This is a genomic window from Streptomyces sp. SolWspMP-5a-2, assembly GCF_900091845.1.
GTDB lineage: Bacteria > Actinomycetota > Actinomycetes > Streptomycetales > Streptomycetaceae > Streptomyces > Streptomyces doudnae.
Map to the genome: position 1 here is coordinate 33,902 of NZ_FMCI01000220.1, position 21,883 is coordinate 55,784.

A 21,883-nucleotide genomic window follows, 5' to 3' on the forward strand; every position below is an offset into this window, starting at 1 on the left:
CCGCGTCGTTCCGCACCCGCCGGGGGAACACCCCCCGAAAGAGCCCGTCGCAGCCGACCGGACACCGGCGGAATGCCGACGGAACACCAACGGAAACCAGGACGGATTCAGACGTTGAATGTGGTCGCGCCGCCCCGCCTGACGGACAGAATTCCCGCCGTGCTGCGCCAGCGGGATTTCCGTAATTTCTGGACCGCGCAGACCGTCTCCTACATGGGGGACCAGGTCACGTCGATCGTCCTGCCGCTGATCGCGGTGATGACGCTCGACGCCTCCGCGGCCGACATGGGTCTGCTGGTGACCCTGCAGCAACTGCCGCTGCTGCTGTTCTCGCTGCACGCGGGCGCCTGGGTCGACCGGCGCGGCCGCCGCAGGTCCACGATGATCGCGGCCAACCTCGCCAGCGCGGCGACCGTGGCCACCGTCCCCCTCGCCCACTTCACCGGCTCGCTGACGCTGCTGCACCTGTACGCCGTCTCCTTCGTGACGGGCACCCTCGCGGTGGTGTTCAGCGTCGCCGTGCCCGGACTCTTCGCCTCCCTGGTCCCGCGCGAGCAGTACCTGAGCGCCACCTCGCTGAGCAGGGCCAGCTACTCCTTCTCCTTCGTCGCCGGGCCCAGCGTCGGCGGCGCCGTCGTGCAGATCCTCTCCGCGCCCTTCGCCCTGGTCCTCGACGTCTTCTCGTTCCTCGTCGCCACCGTGCTGCTGCGGGCCATCCCGGACCGGGAGGCCACCGGCGAGGGCACGGCGGACCAGGAGCCGAAGCCGGCGGAGGCGGCGGAGGACGCGGGCAAGCCCCGGGACGGCATCCGGGAGGCGCTGCGCTTCCTCGTCGCCACCGCCGTGCTGCGCGCCAAGTTCGTCTCCGGCACCGCCCTGAACTTCTTCTACACCGTCTACTCGACGCTGCTGATCCTCTTCGCCGCCCGCGACCTCGGCCTCTCGGCCGGTCTGGTCGGCGCCGTGGTGAGCGTCGGCGCGGTGGGCGCGCTGATCGGCTCCGCCGTCACCACACGGTTCTCCCGGCGCCTCGGGCTCGGCCCCACGTACCTCGTCGGCTGCCTTGTCTTCCCCGCCGCGCTGGTCATGACCCCGCTCGCGCACGGCCCGCAGTGGCTGGTCGTCGCCATGCTGGTGGCGGGCGAGTTCGTCTCCGCCTTCGGCCTGATGCTCTTCGACATCAGCGGCGCCACCCTCCAGCAGGCCATCACCCCCGACCGGCTCAGGTCCCGGATGCAGGGCGCGCAGATGGCCATCAGCTACGGCGTCCGGCCGGTCGGCGCGCTGGTCGCCGGCGCCCTCGGCACCCTGCTCGGGGTCCGCCCCACCCTCTGGATCGCGGTCGTCGGCGGCTTCGTGAGCGTGCTGTTCCTGTTCAGGTCCCCCCTGCGACGGGTCCGCGACCTGCCCGACGAGGCCGAGTGGCCCCGTCCGGGCGCCGTGGGCACCGTCCCGACGAAGGAGTGACCCGTGGTGGTCGAGCAGTACGCGCCGGCCGATCCGGGCCTCGCGCTGACGGACCCCGCCCTGTACGCGCACGGCGACCCGCACGCCGTCTGGGCCAGGCTGCGCCGCGAGGCCCCGGTCTCCTGGCACGACGAGCCGGGCCACGAGGGCTTCTGGGCGGTGACGACGTACCCGGAGGGGCTCGACGTCCTCACCGACTCCAGCCGCTTCAGCTCGACCCGGGGCACCTTCCTGCGCCCCAACCTCTCCGACCCGTTCCCCGGCGGCGGCCGGATGATGACCCTCACCGACCCGCCGCGCCACGGTGTGCTGCGCGGGGTGCTCAGCCGTCTCTTCAGCCCGCGCGCCGCCCGCTCCTTCGAGGCCAGGGCGGGCGAGGTCGCCCACCGGCTGATGGCCGCGGTCACCGACGCGGGCCCGCGCGACTTCGTCGTCGACGTGGCGGCCCGCTACCCGCTGGCGGTGACCGCCGAACTCCTCGGCGTGGCGCCCGGGGACGTGGACCGGGTGGCCGCCTGGACCGGCACCGCCGCCGACAACATCGTCGACATCGACGGCAGCACCGCCCAGCAGGCCCACCTGGAGGTCCTCCAGTACTACGCGGAGGTCCTGGAGGACCGGCGCCTGCGGCCAGGGGACGACGTGGTCTCCGCGTTCGTCCTGGCCCAGGCGGAGGGACTGGACATCAGCGACGAGGAGATCATCCTCACCTGCGACAACCTGGTGGTCGCGGCGGGCGAGACGACCCGGCAGGTCACCGGCGCGGGCCTGCTCGCCCTGCTGGACGCCCCCGAGCAGGCCGCCGCGCTGCGCCGGGGCGAGATCAGCAGACGGCGCGCGGTGGAGGAGATGCTGCGCTGGTCGGCGCCGGTGAACCACATCATGCGCACCGCGCTCGCCGACACCGAGGTCGCCGGGGTGCCGATCGGCGCGGGCCAGGCGGTCAGCGTCTGGCTGCCGTCGCTCAACCGGGACGAGGGCGTCTTCGAGCGGCCGGGGGAGTTCCTGCTCGACCGGCACCCCAACCGGCACGCCAGCTTCGGCGGCGGCGGCCACTTCTGCATCGGGGCGCCGCTCGCCCGGCTGATGATCGCCGCGCTCCTCGACGAACTGGTCGACGAGCGGATCGAGATCGCGCTCGCCGGGGAGCCCCGGCGCATCCCGTCGTACATCACCGGCGGCCTCGACCGGCTGCCGATCACCGTCACCTCGCGCTGACGGACCCTCCCGCCCCTGGATCCCCTTTTCCTCCGTGTGTTCAAGTGCGGCTGTCCTCCGTGTTCAAGTGTGGCGCTTCCTTTTGACCGTTCCACGTAATGTCGTTTCGACGCCGAATTCCGGAGGAGAGCCGATGAATACCCGGAAGGCCATGGTGTTTTCCGTCGGACGGAGGGTGAAATGAGGCTGACCCCTGGTCAGGTGGACGCGTATCAGGAAAGGGGATTCGTCGTCCTGCGCGCCCTGTTCGACGCCGAGGAGGTGGAGTCGCTCCGGGCGGCCTTCGCGCGGGACGCCCGGGAGCCGGGCCCGCACCGGGTGCTGGAGGACGGCGGCGAACTGCGGGCCGTCTACGCCTCGCACCAGCGGCGGCCCGAGTTCGCGGCACTGATCCGCTCGCCGCGGCTGCTCGGACCGGTCCGCCAACTCCTGTGCCCCGACGTCTACATGTACCAGTTCAAGATCAACAGCAAGCCCGCGTTCAGCGGCGGCGGCTGGTCCTGGCACCAGGACTTCGCCGCCTGGCGGGCCGCCGACAACCTCGCCGAGCCCCGGCTGCTCAACGCCGCGCTCTTCCTGGACGACTCCACCGAGCACAACGGCCCGGTCATCTTCGTGCCCGGCTCGCACCGGCGCGCCGCCCAGGGCGCGACACCCCGCGGCGCCCTCGGCGCCAGCCACGTCGACCCCGACGAGATCGCCCTCGGCCGCGACGAGATGCGCGAACTCGTCGCCCGGCACGGCATGGAGAGCGCCAAGGGACCGGCCGGTTCGGTGGTCCTCTTCCACCCGGAGATCGTGCACGGCTCCGCCACCAACATGTCGCCCCAGCCCCGGCGGCTGCTGATCGCCACCTACAACGACGTGCGCAACCAGCCGAGTCCGGCCGGCGCCGCCCGCCCCGAGTACCTGGTCGGCCGCGACACCCGGACCCTGCGCCCCGACGACGAGCCCATCACGGACGGAGACCTCATCCGATGACCGACCGGACCAGCCGCGCCGTCGTGCTCGAACGGTTCGGCGCGCCCCTCGCGCTGCGCGAGTTCCCGCTGCCCTGCGCGCCGCCCGGCGGCATGGTCGTCGCCTCCCGCTACGGCGGCGTCTGCGGCACCGACCTCCACCTCGGGCAGGGGCACCTGGACGTGCCGCTCCCGCTGGTCCTCGGCCACGAGGGACTCGGCACCGTGCACGAACTCGCCGACGGGGTGCGCCACGACAGCCAGGGCACCCCGCTCGCGGTGGGCGACACGGTGATGTGGGCGTCGTCGATCGCCTGCGGGACCTGCGTGCCCTGCTCGGTCCACCTGGAGCCCACCCTGTGCGAGCGGCGCAGGACCTACGGCGTCAACCGCCCGGCCACCGGGGCGGCGCCGCTGGCCGGTTCCTGGGCCGAGCACATCGAACTGGCCCCCGGCACCACGGTGATCAGACTGCCGGACGGCGTCGACGCCCGCGCCGCCATGTCGCTCGCCTGCGCGGGCCCCACCATGGCGCACGCCTTCGAACGCAGGCCGGTGCGGCTCGGCGAGACCGTCGTCGTCCAGGGCAGCGGCCCGGTGGGGCTCGCCGCCGCCGCGATGGCCCATCTCGCGGGCGCCCGGCGGGTGATCGTGGCCGGCGGCCCCGCCGGACGGCTGCGGCTCGCCGCCGATCTCGGTATCGGCACCGACCACGTGGACGTCGTCGGCGCGGCGGACCAGGAGAGCGCGCTCGCCGAGGTCCTCGACCGCACCGGCGGACGCGGCGCCGACCTCGTCGTCGAGTGCACCGGGGTGCCCGCCGCCGTCGGACAGGGCCTCGGGCTCGCCCGCAGGGGCGGCTCGTACCTGGTGGTCGGCCAGTACACCGACAGCGGCGACGCCGTGATCAACCCGCACCAGATCGTCCACCGGCAGCTCGACGTCGTCGGCTCGTGGGCGTTCACCGGTGCCCATCTCGCGCGCTACGTGGCGCTCCTGCCCGACCTCGGCGCCCGGTTCGAGCTGGGGCGGCTGGTCACCACCTACCCGCTGGGGGACTGCGCCTCGGCGCTGCGGGACGTCGCGGACGGCACGGCCCTCAAGGCGGTGCTGGTCAGCTGAGCGCCGCCGACCGGGACACCCCGGCCGCCCGAACCCCTGCGACCACGTGGAGAGTGCCCATGAACGGCAACCGCACCGCCCCCGCGGACCCGGCCCCGCTCGACCACTGGCTCACCGCGTTCGCCGGTCTCGCGGAGCAGCACGACCTCCCCACCGACCGGCCGCGCCCCGCGCTCCCCGACCGCGTCCTGGACCTGGCCGAGCACCGGCCGCCGGAGCGGAACAGGGCGGCCGCAGCCGCGTTCGCGGCCGCCGCGGGGGTGCCGGTCGCCGCCGTCCACGAGGCCGCGGTCGCCGCGCTCGTCCACCGGCTCGGCGCGGGCACCGACCTGCCGCTCGCGGTGACCGGCGCGGGCGGGCACCCCGCCGTGCTGCGGATCGACCTGTCCGGCCGCCCCTCCTTCCGCGCCCTGGTCGCCCGGGTGGCCGCGCGCCGGGAAGAGGCGGCACGGCACGCCGCCGTCACCCCCGACGAGGTGCGCGACGCCGTCAACCGGGCCCGGCACACCCCCGGCAGGCCCCTCTTCCAGGTGGGCGTCTGCACCACCGGCGCCGCTCCGCACCCGGAGGCCGAACTCTGGTTCGACGTCGGCGGCCCGGGGCCCGACCGGCTCCACCACGCCCGCCGGATCTTCGAACCCGCCACCGCCGACCGGTTCCTGCGCAACCTCGACCGGCTCCTCGCCTCGGCCCTCGCCGACCCCGACGCGCCCGTGCACCGGCTCGACATCCTCGACGAGGAGCAGCGCCGCTACCTGCTGCACACCGTCAACGACACCGCGCGGGAGGTGCCCGACACCACGTTCGGCGCCTGGTTCGAGGACCAGGTCGCGCGCACCCCGGACACCGTGGCGGTCCGCTGCGGCGGAGCCGCCTGGACGTACGCCGAGCTGAACGCGCGGGCCAACCGGCTCGCCCGGGTGCTCGCCGCCCGCGGCGCGGGCCCCGAACAGGTCGTCGCCGTCCTGCTGCCCCGCTCCGACCAGCTCATCATCACCTTCCTCGCGGTGCTGAAGGCGGGCGCCGTCTACATGCCGGCCGACCCGGGACTCCCCGAGACGCGGCTGCGGACCATGCTCGCCGACGCCGCCCCCGCCCTCGTCGTCACCGACTCCGCGACCCGGCACCTGGTGCCCGACGCGATCCCGGCCGCCGCCCGCGTCGAGACCGACACCGACCCGCTGATCGACCGGCAGCCGGACACCGCGCCACGGGTCGCGGGACTCACCGGCGACAGCCCCGTCTACCTCCTCTACACCTCCGGCTCCACCGGCACCCCCAAGGGCATCTCGATGGGCACGGCGGCGATCGTCAACCTCATCGCCTGGAACATGCGCCACCTGCCCGCCGGGCCGGGCCACGTCACCGCCCACTTCGCGGCCCTCGGCTTCGACCCGACCGTCCAGGAGTTCCTCGGCACCCTGCTGGCGGGCGGCACCCTGGTCGTCCCGCCGGAGGAACTGCGGCGCGACCCCGCGGAGTTCGTGCACTGGCTCCGCGAGCACCGGATCACCGACCTGTACGCGCCCACCGTCATGATCGAGGCCATCTACCGGGCCGCCCTCGCGCAGGACGTCGAGCTGCCCGAGCTGCGGCAGATCGCGCAGGGCGGCGAACCCCTGGTCCTCAGCGCCGCGGCCAAGGAGTTCCACGCGGCCGTGCCCCGGCGCCTCTACAACCTCTACGGCCCCACCGAGACGCACGCCGCCACCGCCCTCCTGATGCCCGCGGACGTCGCCGACTGGCCGGAGAACACCCCCATCGGCGAGGCCCTGTGGAACACCCGCCTGTACGTCCTCGACGAGGACCTGGCCCCGGTGCCGCCCGGGGTGCCAGGCGAGCTGTACATCGCGGGCCTGTGCCTGGCCCGCGGCTACCACCGCCGCCCCGCGCAGACCGCGGGACGGTTCCTGCCCGACCCGTTCGGACCGGCGGGCAGCCGCATGTACCGCAGCGGCGACGTCGTCCGCTGGCGCGCCGACAGCCGCCTCGAGTTCCTCGGCCGCACCGACCACCAGCTCAAGATCCGCGGCATGCGGGTGGAACTCGGCGAGGTCGAGGCGGCGATCCGGCAGACCCCGCAGGTCCAGGACGCCGCCGTGATCGCCGCGGGCACCGGCAACCGGCAGCGGCTCGACGCCTACCTGGTGCCCGCCCCGGGCGCCGTGGACGTCGTCGCCGCCACCCGCGCCCTGCTCGCCCGCACCGTGCCCGCGCCGATGATCCCCGCCACCTTCACCCTGCTGGACGCCCTGCCGGTCAACCCCAACGGCAAGCTCGACCGGCTCAACCTGCCCGCCCCGCACGTCGCCCCCGGCAGACCGCCCGCCACCCCGACCGAGCACGCCCTGTGCCGGATCGCCGAACAGGTCCTGCAGTGCGGGCAGGTCGGCACCGACGACAACTTCTTCGAGCTGGGCGGCAACTCCCTGCTCGGCTCCGAACTCGCCGCCCGGGTCAGGACCGGCCTCGGACTCGCCCTGGGCGTGGACGTCATCCTGGGACGGCCCACCGTCGCCGAGTGGGCCGACGCGCTCACCACCGCCGGAGCGGAACGCCCCGAACTGCGGCCCGCGCGGCCCCGCCCGGCCGAGCCGAGGGCCTCCCACGCCCAGCAGAACCTGTGGCTGGTCGACCAGTTGGAGGGTCCGGGCCCCCGCTACAACGAACCCTTCGCGCTGCGGCTGACCGGCCGCCTGGACCCGTCCGTCCTCGAAGCCGCCCTGAACGACGTGATCGCCCGCCACGAGGCGCTGCGCACCGTACTGACCGTCTCCGCCGAGGGCGAGCCCCGCCAGCGGGTGGCCGCACCCGGGCAGCCCGGGACCCCGCTGCCCGTCACCGACGTCACCGAGGCCCGACTGCCCGCCGCGATGCGGGAGTTGACCGCACGCCCCTTCGACCTGGCCGCCGACCCGCCGCTGCGCGCCCTGCTGCTGCGCGTCACCGACGCGCCCGAGGACACCCACGTGCTGCTCGTCGTCGTCCACCACGTGGCGTGCGACGGCGCGTCCGTCGCCCCCTTCTGGCGCGACCTGGCCGCCGCCTTCAACTCCCGCTCCGGGCACCCGGATCCGGCCGGCGGACCGCCCCCGCTCCCCGTGCAGTACGCCGACTACGCGCTCTGGCAGCGCGACCTGCTCGACCCCGACCGCGACCCGCACACCCTCGTCAAACGCCAGTCCGCCTACTGGGCCTCGGCGCTCGCGGGCCTGCCGGAGCTGACCGGGACGCCCACCGACCGGCCCAGGCCCGAGATCCGCTCCGCCGACGGCGGCGCCGTCCCGCTCACCCTGCCCGCCGACGCCCACGCCCGGCTCGCCGCCTTCGCCAGGAGCCGCCGCACCACCGTCTTCACCGTGGTCCACGCCGCCGTCACCGCGCTCCTCGACCACCTCGGCGCCGGACCCGACATCGCCGTCGGCGCGGTCGTCGCGGGCCGCACCGACCACGCCCTCGACGACCTGGTCGGCTTCTTCGCCAACACCGTCGTGCTGCGGGTGCGCACCGACGGCGCCCCCGACTTCGACACCCTCGTCGAACGGGCCAGGGAGACCGACCTCGCCGCCCTCGCCCACCAGGACCTCCCCTTCGAGCAGGTCGTCGACGTGCTGCGCCCCGCCAGGACCCTGGCCCACACCCCGCTCGTCCAGATCATGCTGGCCTTCCAGGTGCGGCCCGCGCTGCCGCCCGCCCTCACCGGCCTCGGCACCCGCTTCCAGCACGTCGACACCGGCGTCGCCAAGTTCGACCTCTGCTTCGACATCGCCGAGACGTTCGGACCCGACGACGCGCCCACCGGCCTCGAAGGCTCCCTCAGCTTCCCGCTGGACATCTACGACGAGGCCACCGCGGCCCGCTGGGCCGCGCTCCTGACCCGGCTGCTGCACCGGGCGCCCACCCGCTCGGGCGAGACCCCCGGCCGCCTGCTGGCCGACCCGGAACCCGACCCCCGACCCACCACCCACCGAGCCCCCGGCGAAAGGCGGCCCACATGCTGACCCCCCAGGACGAGGACACCTACCGGCAGCGCGGCTACCTCCTGCTGCCCGGACAGTTCGACGCGGCCGAGACCGACCTCCTGCTCTCCGAGGCCCGCAGGCTCGCCGCCCTGGACATCCCGCAGCGCATCATGGAGAGCGACGGCACCCAGGTGCGCTCCGTGTACGCCGTCCACCAGCACAGCGACGCCTTCGAACGCTTCACCCGCGACCCGCGCACCCTCGAACCCGCGCGGACCCTCCTCGACGGCGACGTCTACATCCACCAGACCCAGCTCAACCCCAAGGCGCCCTTCGCCGGCGACGTCTGGGACTGGCACCAGGACTACCTCTACTGGGAGCGCGACGACGGCATGGCCGAACCCCGCGCCCTCAACGTCGCCGTCTTCCTCGACGAGGTCGACGAGTTCAACGGGCCGGTCTTCGTCATGCCCGGCTCCCACCTGCTCTCCCTCGACCGGGAGACCAGGACCGTCCGCGGCGGCTGGGAGAACACCCTCAACGCCGACTTCCGCCACAAGATCAGCCCCGAGGCGCTGCGCGAACTCGCCGACACCTACGGCCTGGAGTCCGTGCGCGGCAAGCCCGGCACGGTGTGCGTCTTCGACGGCCGCCTGCTGCACTGCTCCCCGCCCAACCTCTCCGGACGCCCCCGCACGATCATCTTCATCCGCTACAACAGCGTCCACAACCCGCTGCGCCCGGTGCCCCAGCCGCGCCCCGCCTGGCTCGCCAACCGCGACCCGAGCCCGCTGCGCCCCCTCTCCCGCCCCTTCTCCGCGCCCGCCGCGCGCTGACCCCGAGAGGACGCGACCGGCCATGCCGCACGACAGCGACTTCGACCTCCCCGAACAGGCCCTCGACGTCGACCTGACCGACGAGAAGCTCTACGCGAGCGAGGCTCCCGAACGCGTCTGGCGCACCCTGCGCGCCATCGGCCGACCGGTCCGCTCCCACGGCCTGCGCGACCACTGGGCCGTCACCCGCTACCGGCACATCGAGGAGGTCTACCGGCAGGGCGACCGCTTCTCCTCAGAGATGGGCATGCACCTCGGCGAGAAGAAGTCCGACACCCTCGCGGGCCCGGCGGCGGGCGGCATGTCCCTGCTGGTCACCGACGACCCCGCGCACGGCGAGATGCGCCGCGCCCTCGGCGCCGCCTTCACCCCGCGCCTCATGCGCAAGCTCGCCGACAGCACCCTCGACATCGCCCGCACCCTGGTCGCCGAGGCCGCCGACGGCAGCCCGGTGGACTTCGTCGACGCGGTCGCCGCCCCGCTGCCCGCCATCGTCATCTGCGACCTGCTCGGCGTCCCCCCGAGCGACCGCGACCACGTCCTGCGGCTCACCCGGTCCGCGTTCAGCGGCTCCGGGTACGCCACCTCCACCAGCCAACTCGCCGCCCACGCCGAACTGTTCGCCTACAGCGACCACCTCGTCCGGGAGAAGCGCCGCACCCCAGGCGAGGACGTCGCGACCGTGCTGGCCAACGCCACCATGTACGGCAGACCGATGAACCGCGAGATCGCCGTCATGAACTGCCACGACCTGATCGCGGGCGGCAACGAGACCACCCGGCACACCTCGGGCGCCGCGGCCCTGACCATGGTCACCCACCGCTCGGCCTGGCAGGGCCTGCGCGAGGGACGCACCGGCCTGGACGGCGCCACCGAGGAACTGCTCCGCTTCGAGGCCCCGGTCAGCCACGTGATGCGGGTCCTGCTCGCGGACACCGAGATCGGCGGCGTCACCCTGCGCAAGGGCGAGTACGTCACCCTCTGGCTGCGCTCCGCCAACCGCGACGAGGACGTCTTCGACCACCCCGACGAACTGCGCTTCGACCGCGCGGGAAGCCGCCACCTCACCTTCGGGCACGGCGCGCACTACTGCATCGCCGCCGCGCTCGCCCGCATCGAGGTCGGCGCGATCGTCCAGGCCCTCTCCGAGCAGATCGCCGACGCCGAACTCGCCGGCGTGCCACGGCGCCTGGAGTCCAACTTCTTCCGCGGCTACCGCACCGTCCCGCTGGCGCTCACCCGCCGCTGACGCGGCCCACCCGGCACGACGCCCCGCCGACCCCGACAGAGCTGGAGTACATGGTGTCCGTGGACCTCGACCACCGTCAGACCCACGGGTCCCCGGCCGCCCCGCGGCGGGAACCCGGCACCCTGCCCGACTGGCGCCCCGCCGCCCCCGAGGACGGCACCGTCGCCCGCGCCGCCCGCCTCACCGCACCGGCCCCCGCCGACCGGATCGACGCCGCACTGCGCGCGCTCACCGAACGGCACCCGGCGCTGCGCGCCGACGGCGTCCGCCCACCGCGCGCCCACCGGGCCGAAGCCGCCACCGAGCAGGACGCCCTGCGCGCGGCCGAGGAGCACGCCGGGGCGCCCTGGGACCTCACCGCCGAACCGCCGCTGCGCGGCTGCCTGGTCCGGCTCGGACCCGACGCCGTCCTGCTCGCCCTCGCCGCACCGCGCGCCCGCTGCGACGAGCCGTCCATGACCGTGCTCTGGGAGGAGTTCCGCACCCTGTGCGCGGGCCGGGAACTGCCCGGGACGCCCGCGCCCGGCCCCGAGGACACCCCGCCCGCCACCGTCACCGCCGAGGAGCGGCGCGCCTACTGGAGGGACCGCCTCGACCTCCCGCTGCCGCTGACCCGGTTCGGCATCGAGACCCCGCACGGCACCGGACTGCCCCCCGCCCGCGCCGCCGTCACCCTCACCGTCCCCGCCGAAGTACGCGCCGCCGTGGAGGAGTTGGCGCGCGCCACCGCGACCTCCGCGGACTCCGTGCTGCTCGCCGCGTTCCTCGCCACCGTCCACCGGTACGCCCAGGAGGAGCACACCCTCGTCGCCGTCCCCGCCGCGCACCGCGCCGCCCCCGCGGCCGTCGGGAACCTCGCCCGCACCGTCCCGCTGCTGGTGCCCGTCGCCCGCGAGGCGCGCTTCGGCGAACTCCTCGCCGCCGCCCACACCGCCGCCGAGGAGGCCGGACCCCGCTCAGGGCCGCCGCTCGACGAGATCCTCGCCGACCGCCGCGACCCCGACGCCCCCGCCCCGCGCGCCGAGTTCGTGCCGCCGGGACCCGCCCCCGCCGGGACCGCGCCCGACCCCGCCGGAACCCGCCACCTGCCGCTGCGCACCACGGCCGCCGCCACCGGGATCTCGCTGCGCCTCGCACCCGCGGGCGACGCCTGGAGCGCCGTCCTCGAATACGACCGCGCCGAGGCCACCGAGAGCGCCGCCCGCTCCTGGGCCGACTCCTTCGCCACCCTCCTGGCGCACGCCGCCACCCACCCCGGCACCCGCCTGCACGCCCTGCCGATGCTCCCCGACGACCGGCTCGACGCCACCGTCGCGGCGATCAACAGCGGCTACGCGACCTACCCGGGACTGCGGCCCGTGCACGCCGCGTTCGAGGAGACGGCCCGCGCCAGACCCGACCTCACCGCCGTCGAGTCCGCCACCGGCACGATCGGCTACGGCGCGCTCGACCGGCGCGCCAACCTCCTCGCCCACCGGCTGATCGCCCAGGGCCTCGGCCCCGAACGCACCGCCGGAGTCCTCGTCGAACGCTCCGTCGACCTGATCGTCGCCCTGCTCGCGATCTGGAAGACCGGCGCCGCCATGGTGCCGCTCGACGCGCGGATGCCCGACCGGCGGGTCGGGTTCATCGCGGACGACGCACAGCTCACCACCATCGTCACCCAGGAACGGTTCACCGACCGGCTCGCCGCCCACCGCGTCCCGCTCACCACCGTGCCCACCGAGGGCGGCGCCGACGCCCCCGACGTCCCCGCCCCGCGCATGGACCACGCCGCGTACGTCTACTACACCTCCGGTTCGACCGGGCGGCCCAAGGGCGTGGTGCTCGACCACCACACCGCCGCCGTCCGCCTGGAGTGGCTCGGCCGCCGCTACCGGCTCGCACCCGGCGACCGGGTCGTCCAGAAGACGCCCCTCATCTTCGACGTGGCGATCTGGGAGATCCTCGGACCGCTCGCCGCGGGCGCCACCCTGCTGCCCGCCGACCCGGACGCCGAGTCCGACGTCACCCACCTCACCGAGCTGCTCACCGCCGAGCACACCGTCTTCACCCACTTCGTCCCCTCCATGCTGGACGCCTACCTGCGGCACGCCCCCGCCGCCCGCCACCCCTCCCTGCGCTGGGTCCAGCTCTCCGGCGAAGCCGTGCCCGCGCGGCTCCTCGAACGGTTCGCCGACCACTTCGACGCCGAGTGCCACAACCTCTACGGACAGACCGAGACCTCCGAGGTCGCCGCCTGGGAAGGACGGTCCCACGACGGCACGGGCAACCTCCCGCTCGGCCGGCAGATCGGCGTCTACCGGCTGTTCGTCCTCGACGAGGCACTGCGCCCCGTCCCGCCCGGCGTGACCGGCGAACTCTGCGTCTCCGGCCTCGGCGGACTCGCCCGCGGCTACCTCGGCCGCCCCGGCGCCACCGCCGAACGCTTCGTGCCGCACCCCTACCCGGTGCGCCCCGGGGAGCGGCTGTACCGGACCGGCGACCTCGCCGCCTTCGACGAGGACGGCGTGCTCGGCTACCGCGGCCGCGCCGACGAGCAGACCAAGATCCGCGGCTGCCGGGTCGAGACCGGCGAGGTCGAGGCCGTCCTCGCCCGGGGCGGCGCCGACTGCGCCGTCGTCGCCCGGCCCGACGAGGAGGGCGCCGCCGAACTCGTCGCCTACGTGGTCGGCGACCGCGCGGCCGTCGAACGCCTCGCCGCGCACGCCGAGGAGTACCTGCCCGCCTACATGCTGCCCGGCGTCTACGTCGCCCTCGACGCCCTGCCGCTCGGCTCCTCGGGCAAGCTCGACCGGCGCGCCCTGCCCGCCCCCACGGCCCGCGACCGGGCGGCCAGGAGCACCGCCTCCGAGCCCCCGCTGACCGCGCTCGAAGAACGGATCGCCGACCTGTGGCGCGCCGTGCTGCGCGTCGAGGAGCCCGGCCGCGACGACAACTTCTTCGCCGTGGGCGGCAATTCACTGAAGTCGCTGCAGATCCTCAACCGGATCAACGCCGCCTTCCACATCAAGTTCACGGTGCGCGACTTCTTCGCCGGTCCGACGATCAGCCAGATGGCCGCCACCGTGGACCGCCTGCTGCGCGAGATGACCGCCGCCCTCTCCGACGACGACGCGGCGGGCCTGCTGGCCGAACTGAAGGGGAATCAGGCGCGATGACCACCACCGAATCCGCCCGGGACCGGCTGCTGCGGCAACTCCTGGCCGGGGAGACGTCCGGCGCGGCGCCCGAGCGGATACCGCGCGTGCCGCCCGGCGCCAAGGTCCCCCTCACCCCGGCCCAGCGCCGCATCTGGTTCTTCTCCCGGCTCTACGCCGACAGCAACGAGTACAACGTCTTCGACCTCGTGCACGTCGACCGGACCCCCGACGAGGACCGGCTCCGCGCCGCCCTGCGCGTCCTCGTCCGGCGCCACGTCGCCCTGCGGCTGCGGCTCTCCGAATCCGGCGGCGAACCCGTCCAGGAGGACTGCGGCGTCCACGACCCCGACGTGACCTGGTACGACCTCACCGAGTGCCAGGACGACGAGGCCGAACGCCGGGCCACCGACATCGCCAACGCCTGCTCGCGCGAGGTGCTGCGCCCCGACCGGCCGCCCCTGTGGCGGTTCTCGGTGATCCGGATGCCGCACGGCCGGGCCGCCTTCGTGCTCGGCTTCCACCACGTCATCGCCGACCACTGGTCCTGGACCCGGCTCGTCGACGAGTTCGTCGGACTGCTCGCCGCACCCGCCCCCGAGGAACAACCCGACCCGCGGGGGCCGGACTTCCTCGACTGGGCGGCCTGGCTGCACGACCACCCCGACGAGCGCCGAGCCGAGGAGGACCTGGCCTACTGGACCGGGAAGCTCGCCGGACCGCTGCCCGTCCTCGCCCTGCCCGCCGACCGGCCCCGGCCCAAGGTCTCCACCCGGGCCGGACACAGCGTCCCGGTCCGGATCGGCACCGGCCCGCTGGCCCGCGCCGCGCGCCTGGCCCGCGAGCACGACACCACCCTGTACGTCGTCGCCCTCGCCGCCTACCACGTCCTGCTCACCCGCCTCGGCGGCCAGCGCGACCTGGTCGTCGGGGGCGTCTTCGCCGGACGCGACCAGCCCTTCACCGAGGACATCTTCGGCTGCTTCGTGAAGTCGGTCGCGCTGCGCACCGAACTCCCCGAGCGGGCCACCTTCACCGCCGCCGTCCGCGCCGTCCACCGCACCGTCCTGGAGGCGCAGGACCACCAGCACGTCCCCTACGACGACGTCGTGGCCCGCCTCGACGTGCCCCGCGACCTCGGCGTCGACCCCGTCTTCCAGGCCCAGTTCTCGCTCCAGACCGCCGAGGGACCGGCCGCCGACGGCTACCGGACCGACCCCGGCGGCCTCGCCGAGTACGGCACCGCCAAGTGGGACATGGCCCTCGTCCTCACCGAGACCGCCGACGGCCTCAGCGGGCTCATGGAGTGCTCGGCCGACCTCTTCGACAAGACCACCGTCACCCGGTTCGCCGCCATGTACACCCACCTGCTCGACCGGCTCCTCGACGACCCGGGCGCCGAGACGGCGAGCCACCCGCTGATCACCGACGCCGAACGCGACCGCGTCCTGTACGGCCTCAACGCCTACGAGCGCCCCGCCCACCCCTACCGCTCCCTCGCCGAGCCGTTCGAGGAACAGGTGCGGCTGCGCCCCGACGCCACCGCCCTCGTCGGCGACGAGGGAACCCTCACCTACGGCGAACTCAACGACCGCGCCAACCGGTTGGCCCACCACCTCGCCGCCCGCGGCGTCGGCCCCGGCACCCGGGTCGCCCTGTGCACGCACCGCGGCTTCGCGATGGTCGTCGCCGTCTACGCGGTGGCCAAGTCCGGCGGCACCTACGTCCCGCTCGACCCCGAACTCCCCGCCGACCGGATCCGGTTCATGCTGGAGGACACCGGACCGACCACCGTCCTCACCGCCGGAACCGCCCGCGACCGGGTGCCCGCGGGACCCTGGGAGGTGATCTCCCTCGACGACCCGCGGCCCTGGGCCGACCGGCCCGCCACCGACCCCGACCGGGCGGTGGCGCACCAGGTCTCCCACCTGCTCTACACCTCCGGCTCCACCGGCCGCCCCAAAGCGGTCGCCTCGGACGCCGCCGGATCGATCGCCGACATCCTCTGGATGCAGCGCAACTACCCCTACCACCCCGGCGACACCGCCCTGTTGAAGACCTCGTACGGGTTCGACGTCTCCCTCTGGGAGCTGTGCTGGCCCCTGTACACCGGCGCCCGCGTCGCCGTCTGCCGCCCCGGCGAGCACTGGGACGTCCGCTACCTCGCCCGGATGATCGACGAGTACCGCGTCACCACCGCCTACGTCATCCCCACCCAGCTCCAGGTCTTCCTCGACGAGCTGACCGACGGCCAGTGCGCCTCGCTGCGCTGGATGATCTCCGGCGGCGAACCGGTCACGCCCCGGCTGCGGGACGCCTGCCACGCCCGCCTCGGCGCCCGCCTCGTCAACGGCTACGGGCCCACCGAGGCGGGCCGGGTCACCGACATGATCGTGCCCCGCGACCCGGGCAACCCGGTCGTCCCGCTGGGGCGCCCCTCCGACAACTTCCGGCTGCACGTCCTCGACGAGCACTTCGACGTGGTGCCCGTCGGCGTCCCGGGCGAAGCCTTCATCGCCGCCGAAGTCGGCCTCGCCCAGGGCTACTTCAGCCGGCCCGCGCTCACCGCCGAACGCTTCCTGCCCGACCCCTGGGGACCACCGGGCGCCCGCATGTACCGCAGCGGCGACCTCTGCCGCTACCGCGACGACGGCGTCCTCGAACACCTCGGCCGGATCGGCGACCAGGTCAAGATCCGCGGCATGCGCATCGAACCCGCCGAACTCGAAGCCGTCATCGCCGAACAGGACGGCGTCGAACGGTGCGTGGTCCTCGTCGTCACCGAGGCCGACGAACAGCACCTGGCCGCGTTCGTGGTCCCCGAGGACGGCGCCCGCCCCGACCCCGACCGGATCGCCGCGGACGCGGCCCGCATGCTGCCCAGGTACATGCTCCCCACCACCATCGAGATCGTCGACACCATCGTCACCAACGTCAACGGCAAGCCCGACCGCGCCGCCCTCCTCGCCGGCCGGACCGCCCGCGGCGCCCACCCCGAGGCGACCACCGACGACGCCCCCGGCTACGCCGACGACGTCGAGGAGCGGATGGCCGCCCTCTTCCGGCGGGTCCTCGGCGTCGAACGGCTCGCCGTCACCGACGGGTTCTTCGCCCTCGGCGGCCACTCCCTGCTGGTCTTCCGGCTCATCTCCGCCTGCACCGCCGAGTTCGGCATCGAACTGGACGTCGCCGAGATCTTCGCCGCGCCCACGGTGAGGGACCTCGCCGCCCGGGTCCGCGCACCGCGCTCCGGCGCCGCCCGCTGCCTGGTGCCCCTCGCGCCCAGCGCCGGAGCGCCCACCCTGGTCTTCGTGCACGCCGCCAGCGGCTCCGCGCTGCCCTTCCGCGAACTCGCCGAGCACCTGGGCGGAGAGCTGTCCGTCCACGCCCTCCAGGCACCCGGCCCCGACACCCCGGACGCCGGGACCGTCGAGGACCTCGCCCTGCGCTACCTCGACGAACTCGAACCCGTGCGCGGACACGGCCCCCTCTTCCTGGTGGGCTGGTCCATGGGCGGCTCCATCGCCCTGGAGATGGCCCGTGAGGCCGAGCGCCGCTCCGCTCCCGTCGACGCGACGGTCATGCTCGACAGCTGGCCCCCGGCGGCCAGTTGCGCCACCGCGGGCGAGCGGGAACAGGTCCGCCGGGCCATCGAGGACCTCGACATCGGCGCCGCCGAGGGCGTCGACCTGGACACCCTCGGCGACGACCTCGTCCGCGTCACCGAGCGCAACCGGCGCGCGCTGCTCGATCACCGGCCCGCACCGTGGGACGGCCGCGTCCACCTCCTGCGGGCCGCCGAACCGCTCCCGGTCACCACCGCCGTCCCCACCCCCGACGAGGACGAGACGGCCTGGCGCAGCGTGGTCCCCGACCTCGTCCGCGACGTCGTCCCCGGCAACCACCTGACCCTGCTGCGCGGCGCCAACGCGACCGACCTCGCGCGACGGCTGCGCCGGATCACCGAGGAGAGCGTCGTCTTCGACGAGATCTGACCCGGGGGGCGGCGGACACCGAGGTGGACGCCGCCCCCGCCGAAGACCCCGGGGACGCCGAGAGCCCGAGGACCCCGAGGAGCCAGAGGACCCATAGGACTACGGAGACCCGGAAGACCCCGAGGACGCCTAGGACTACGGAGACCCCGAAGGCCCCGAAGGCCCCGAAGGCCCCGAGGACGCCTAGGACTTCGGAGACCCGTAGACCCTGGAGACGACGACCGGCCCGGAGCCCCTGTGGCCCCGGGCCGGTCGTCGGCGCGGCGATGTCCCCGTTGCCCGCCGCCAGGCGCCCGCCGCCCGCCTCCCGCAGCCCGCCGTCAGGCGCCCCGTTCCCGTCCCGTCGCGTGCCGTCGGATCAGGGACAGGATCTCGGCGCCCTCGGTGGCGGGGAAGAAGTGGCCGCCCGGCAGCAGGTGCGCCCGGAAGCCCGCGGTGCTCCAGCGGGCCCAGCGCAGGCACTCGGACAGCGGCGCGAAGGGGTCGTCGGTGCCCGCCAGGGCGAGGACGGGCACGTCGACGGGCTCCACGTCGCCCTCGGCGCGGCCGCACGACTCGACCACCTCCAGATCCGCCCGCAGACACGGCAGGAACGCGTCCCGGCCCAGCGGATCGTCGAGGACCTGCTCCGGCGTGCCGCCCCACGCCGCCATCGCGGCCAGCAGATCGCCGTCGCTCATCTCCGCCACGTCGCCCACCACCCGGTCGGGCGGCGTCGAGGCCGCCGTCACAAGCAGCCGCGCCCCGCCGGGCCGGACCCGGCGCAGCACCTGGTGCCCGACCAGGGCGCCCGCGCTGTGCCCGAAGACGGCGAACGGACGGTCCCCGTAGCCGTCGACCGCCGCGGCGACCGCGTCCGCGAGCGGGGCCACACCCCGGTAGGGCGGCTCCTCGATCCGGTCCTCCCGGCCCGGCGCGTGCACCACCACCACCTCCACGCCCGCGGGCGCGGCGGCCGCCCACGCGTGGAAGAGGGAGGGCCCGGCCCCGGCCGGCGGCAGGACGAACACCACGAGGCCGCCTTCGGCGCGCGCGAGCACCTTCAGCCGGACCCCGGCCCCGCGGTCCGCGCCCGGCTCCGCCGCCCGCACCGCGGGCCGCTCCCGCGGCCCGTCCGCGAGGCGCCGCAGCAGCTCCTCCTTGCGGCCGCGCAGCACGGCCAGCAGCTCGGGCGTCATCACGTCCTTCGGCCCGTCGAAGTGCAGCCGCCCGTCCTTCGCCCAGACGCGCACGTTGCTGCCGCGCAGCTCCTGAAGCAGCTCGTCGATCACGGCCGATCACGCCCCCTGTCACGGGTCAGGACCGCGCCGGGCGGCGCGCGTCCCTCACCGGCCAGGGTGACCCGGCGGTCACGGCGGCGCACGTCCCGCCGGAACACACCCGCCCCGACCGCGGGCGGCAGCGCGTTCAACCGAGGGCCGACCCCGGTTGAAAAGCCCCTCGCCGCGGCCGTGCCCACGGTTGATTGACGGGTCCTCGGGCCCTGCCTACGGTGATCGAGACTGCACCCCGGCCCACCTCCGGCACCGCGCCGAAGCGCCCTCGTCACAGGGGAACTCCCCGCGTCACCTCCGCTCCCGGAATCGGGCGCGCCCCGTGCCCCGCGCGGGACGCCGCCGCCAGGACCGTCCCAGGCCCGTCCTCCTCGACCGGCCGATTCCGCGTGCCAGAAAGGCTCCGCCATGACTGGATCGCCGCAGACCGACGCCCGCCGACTCCTCGACGAACTCCGCGCCGACGGCGTGCGGTTGTGGGTGCACGGCGACCGGCTGCGGTACCGGGCGCTGGACGGGCTCAGCGCCGCGCGGACGGCCGCGCTGCGCGAGGCCAAGGCGGAGATCACCGACCTGCTGCGGGCCGAGACGGACGGCACCGACCGCGCATCCGCCCCCGCCCCTCGCGACCGGCGGCCCCTCGCGCGCGCTCCCCGCCCCGACACCGTCCCCCTCTCCCTCGGTCAGGAGGGACTCTGGTTCCTCGACCGGACGGGCGAGACCGGCGCCGCCTACCACGAGCAGTCGGCGGTCCGGCTGCGCGGCACCCTCGACGAGCCCGCCCTGGTCGCCGCGCTGACCGAACTGGTGGGCCGCCACGAGGCGTTGCGCACCCGCTACCCCGACGTCGACGGAGTGCCCCGGCAGACGGTCGAACCCGCCTCCCCGCCCGCACTCCAGCGCCACGACCTGACCGCCGTGCCGTCCGCCGGACGCGACGAGGCGCTGCGCGCGCTGCTGCGCACGGCCGCCGCCGCACCCGTCGACCTGGCGGACCGCTGCCCCATGTCGCTCCAGCTCGTGCGCACCGGCGAGCGGGAGCACGTCCTCGCCGTCACCGCCCACCACATCATGATCGACGGCACCTCCTTCGACGTCCTCTTCCGCGAACTCGGCCTGCTCTACGACGCGTTCCGCCGAGGCGAGCCCTCCCCGCTGCCCGAACCCGCCGCCCAGTACGCCGACTTCGCCCTCTGGCAGCGCGAGACGCTCAGCGGCGACCGGCTGCGCACCCTGCTCGACTACTGGACCGGCCGCCTCGAAGGGGCCCCGGCCGCCCTCGACATGCCCTTCGACCGCACCCGTCCCGCCACCCCCGGCTTCCGCGGTGACGTGGTGCGCTTCACCCTGCCCGCGCCCCTCGTCGCGTCCCTGACCGCGCTCGGGCGGCGCAACGACGCGACCCCGTTCATGGTGCTGCTCGCGGCCTTCCAGACCCTGCTGTCGCGGTGGTGCGGCGAGGACGACATCAGCGTCGGGCTGCCCGTGGACGGCCGCGACCACCCCGACGCCGAGCACGTCGTCGGCTACTTCCTCAACACCCTGGTGCTGCGCTCCGACCTCTCCGGCCCGCTGACCTTCGACGCACTCGTGCGCCAGGTCCGGGGCAATCTCATCGCCGCCTACGACCACCGCGACCTGCCCTTCGGCCGTCTCGTCCAGGAGATCGCCCCCGGCGCGCGGACCGACCACCAGCCCCTGTTCCAGGCCCTCTTCACCTACCTCGCGGAGAGCGAACTCCGCATGGGCGACCTCGACCTCGAACGCGTCGACGTGAGCGAGAGCACCGCCAAGTTCGACCTCTCCCTCCTCCTCTCGGAAACACCCTCGGGCCGAATCGAAGGCGGCTTCGAATTCTCCACGGATCTTTTCGACCGGAGTTCTGTGGAGCGTTTGGTGGGGTTGTTCACGGTGTTGCTTGAGGGTGTGGTGGGTGGGGTGGATGTGCGGGTGGGTGAGGTGGCTGTTCTGGATGGTGTGGGTCGGGGTGAGGTGGTGGGGTTCGGTGATGGTGGGGGTGTGGTGGGTGGTGGGGTGGTGGGTTTGCATGAGTTGTTCGAGCGGCGGGTGGTGGGGTGTCGGGATGTGGTGGCGGTGGAGTGTGGTGGGGTGGGTGTGCGTTATGGGGAGTTGGATGGTTGGGCGAATGCGGTTGCTTTGAGGTTGGTGGGTTTGGGGGTGGGGGTTGATTGTCTGGTGGGTCTGTGTGTGTCGCGGGGTGTGGGGATGGTGGCGGGGATGTTGGGGGTGTTGAAGGCGGGGGCTGGTTATGTGCCGTTGGATCCGGGTTATCCGGTGGAGCGTTTGCGGTTCATGGCGGCTGATTCTGGTGTGGGGGTGGTGGTGTGTGATGCGTCGGTGAGGGGGGTGGTGGAGGGGCTGGTGGGTCCCGGGGTTGTGGTGGTGTGTGTGGATGAGGAGGGGTTGCGGGCGGGGTCGGTGGTGGGGCCTGGTGTGGAGGTGTTTTCGGGGGGTGCGGCGTATTGCATTTATACGTCGGGTTCGACGGGTGTGCCGAAGGGGGTGGTGTTGTCGCACGGGAGTGCGGTGGCTTTTGTGGAGTGGGCTGTGAGTGTTTTCGGTGGTGTGGGTGGGGGGTTGTTGTCTCGGGTTCTTGGTTCGACGTCGGTGTGTTTTGACTTGTCGGTTTTTGAGGTGTTT

The 21,883-nt window shown here is 74.2% G+C and carries 11 protein-coding genes; 10 read left to right on the plus strand and 1 reads right to left on the minus strand.

Features of this window, described 5'->3' with window-relative positions:
- The first annotated feature begins 159 nt into the window (after positions 1-159).
- From GA0115242_RS22405 to GA0115242_RS22445, 9 genes are all read left to right on the plus strand, one after another.
- Entirely contained in the window at positions 160-1,467 is a 1,308-nt protein-coding gene (locus GA0115242_RS22405; RefSeq protein WP_161353242.1) for an MFS transporter, read from the plus strand.
- A gap of 3 nt (positions 1,468-1,470) precedes the next feature.
- Positions 1,471-2,685 carry a cytochrome P450 gene (locus GA0115242_RS22410; protein ID WP_093831241.1) on the plus strand — a complete coding sequence of 405 codons (1,215 nt, stop codon included), beginning with the start codon at positions 1,471-1,473 and terminating at the stop codon, positions 2,683-2,685.
- Positions 2,686-2,865: 180 nt separating this feature from the next.
- Positions 2,866-3,666, plus strand: coding sequence for a phytanoyl-CoA dioxygenase family protein (locus GA0115242_RS22415; RefSeq protein ID WP_093831243.1), 801 nt, complete (start codon positions 2,866-2,868; stop codon positions 3,664-3,666).
- Entirely contained in the window at positions 3,663-4,766 is a 1,104-nt protein-coding gene (locus tag GA0115242_RS22420) for a zinc-binding dehydrogenase (RefSeq protein ID WP_093831245.1), read from the plus strand. The genes GA0115242_RS22415 and GA0115242_RS22420 overlap by 4 nt, the downstream gene beginning before the upstream one ends.
- A gap of 59 nt (positions 4,767-4,825) precedes the next feature.
- Positions 4,826-8,767, plus strand: coding sequence for a non-ribosomal peptide synthetase (locus GA0115242_RS22425; RefSeq protein ID WP_093831247.1), 3,942 nt, complete (start codon positions 4,826-4,828; stop codon positions 8,765-8,767).
- On the plus strand, positions 8,761-9,564 hold the full coding sequence (locus GA0115242_RS22430) for a phytanoyl-CoA dioxygenase family protein (protein ID WP_093831249.1): 804 nt from the start codon (positions 8,761-8,763) through the stop codon (positions 9,562-9,564). Before GA0115242_RS22425 ends, GA0115242_RS22430 begins: the two co-directional genes overlap by 7 nt.
- A 22-nt stretch (positions 9,565-9,586) precedes the next feature.
- A complete protein-coding gene (locus tag GA0115242_RS22435; RefSeq protein WP_093831251.1) occupies positions 9,587-10,813 on the plus strand; it encodes a cytochrome P450 in 1,227 nt (408 codons plus the stop codon).
- Positions 10,814-10,863: 50 nt separating this feature from the next.
- The gene (locus GA0115242_RS22440) at positions 10,864-13,974 is read left to right on the plus strand and encodes a non-ribosomal peptide synthetase (protein ID WP_093831253.1); all 3,111 of its coding nucleotides are present in this window, start codon (positions 10,864-10,866) and stop codon (positions 13,972-13,974) included.
- The gene (locus tag GA0115242_RS22445; RefSeq protein ID WP_093831255.1) at positions 13,971-17,948 is read left to right on the plus strand and encodes a non-ribosomal peptide synthetase; all 3,978 of its coding nucleotides are present in this window, start codon (positions 13,971-13,973) and stop codon (positions 17,946-17,948) included. Before GA0115242_RS22440 ends, GA0115242_RS22445 begins: the two co-directional genes overlap by 4 nt.
- A 320-nt stretch (positions 17,949-18,268) precedes the next feature.
- On the opposite strand, the gene GA0115242_RS22450 is transcribed toward GA0115242_RS22445, so the two are convergent.
- Positions 18,269-19,219 (minus strand): thioesterase domain-containing protein, encoded by a 951-nt coding sequence (locus tag GA0115242_RS22450; protein ID WP_093831257.1) that lies wholly within the window; start codon positions 19,217-19,219, stop codon positions 18,269-18,271.
- 411 nt (positions 19,220-19,630) lie between these two features.
- On the opposite strand from GA0115242_RS22450, the gene GA0115242_RS22455 reads away from it, so the two are divergent.
- Positions 19,631-21,883 (plus strand): condensation domain-containing protein (locus GA0115242_RS22455; RefSeq protein ID WP_141721713.1); only part of this gene is annotated, 2,253 nt, incomplete at its 3' end.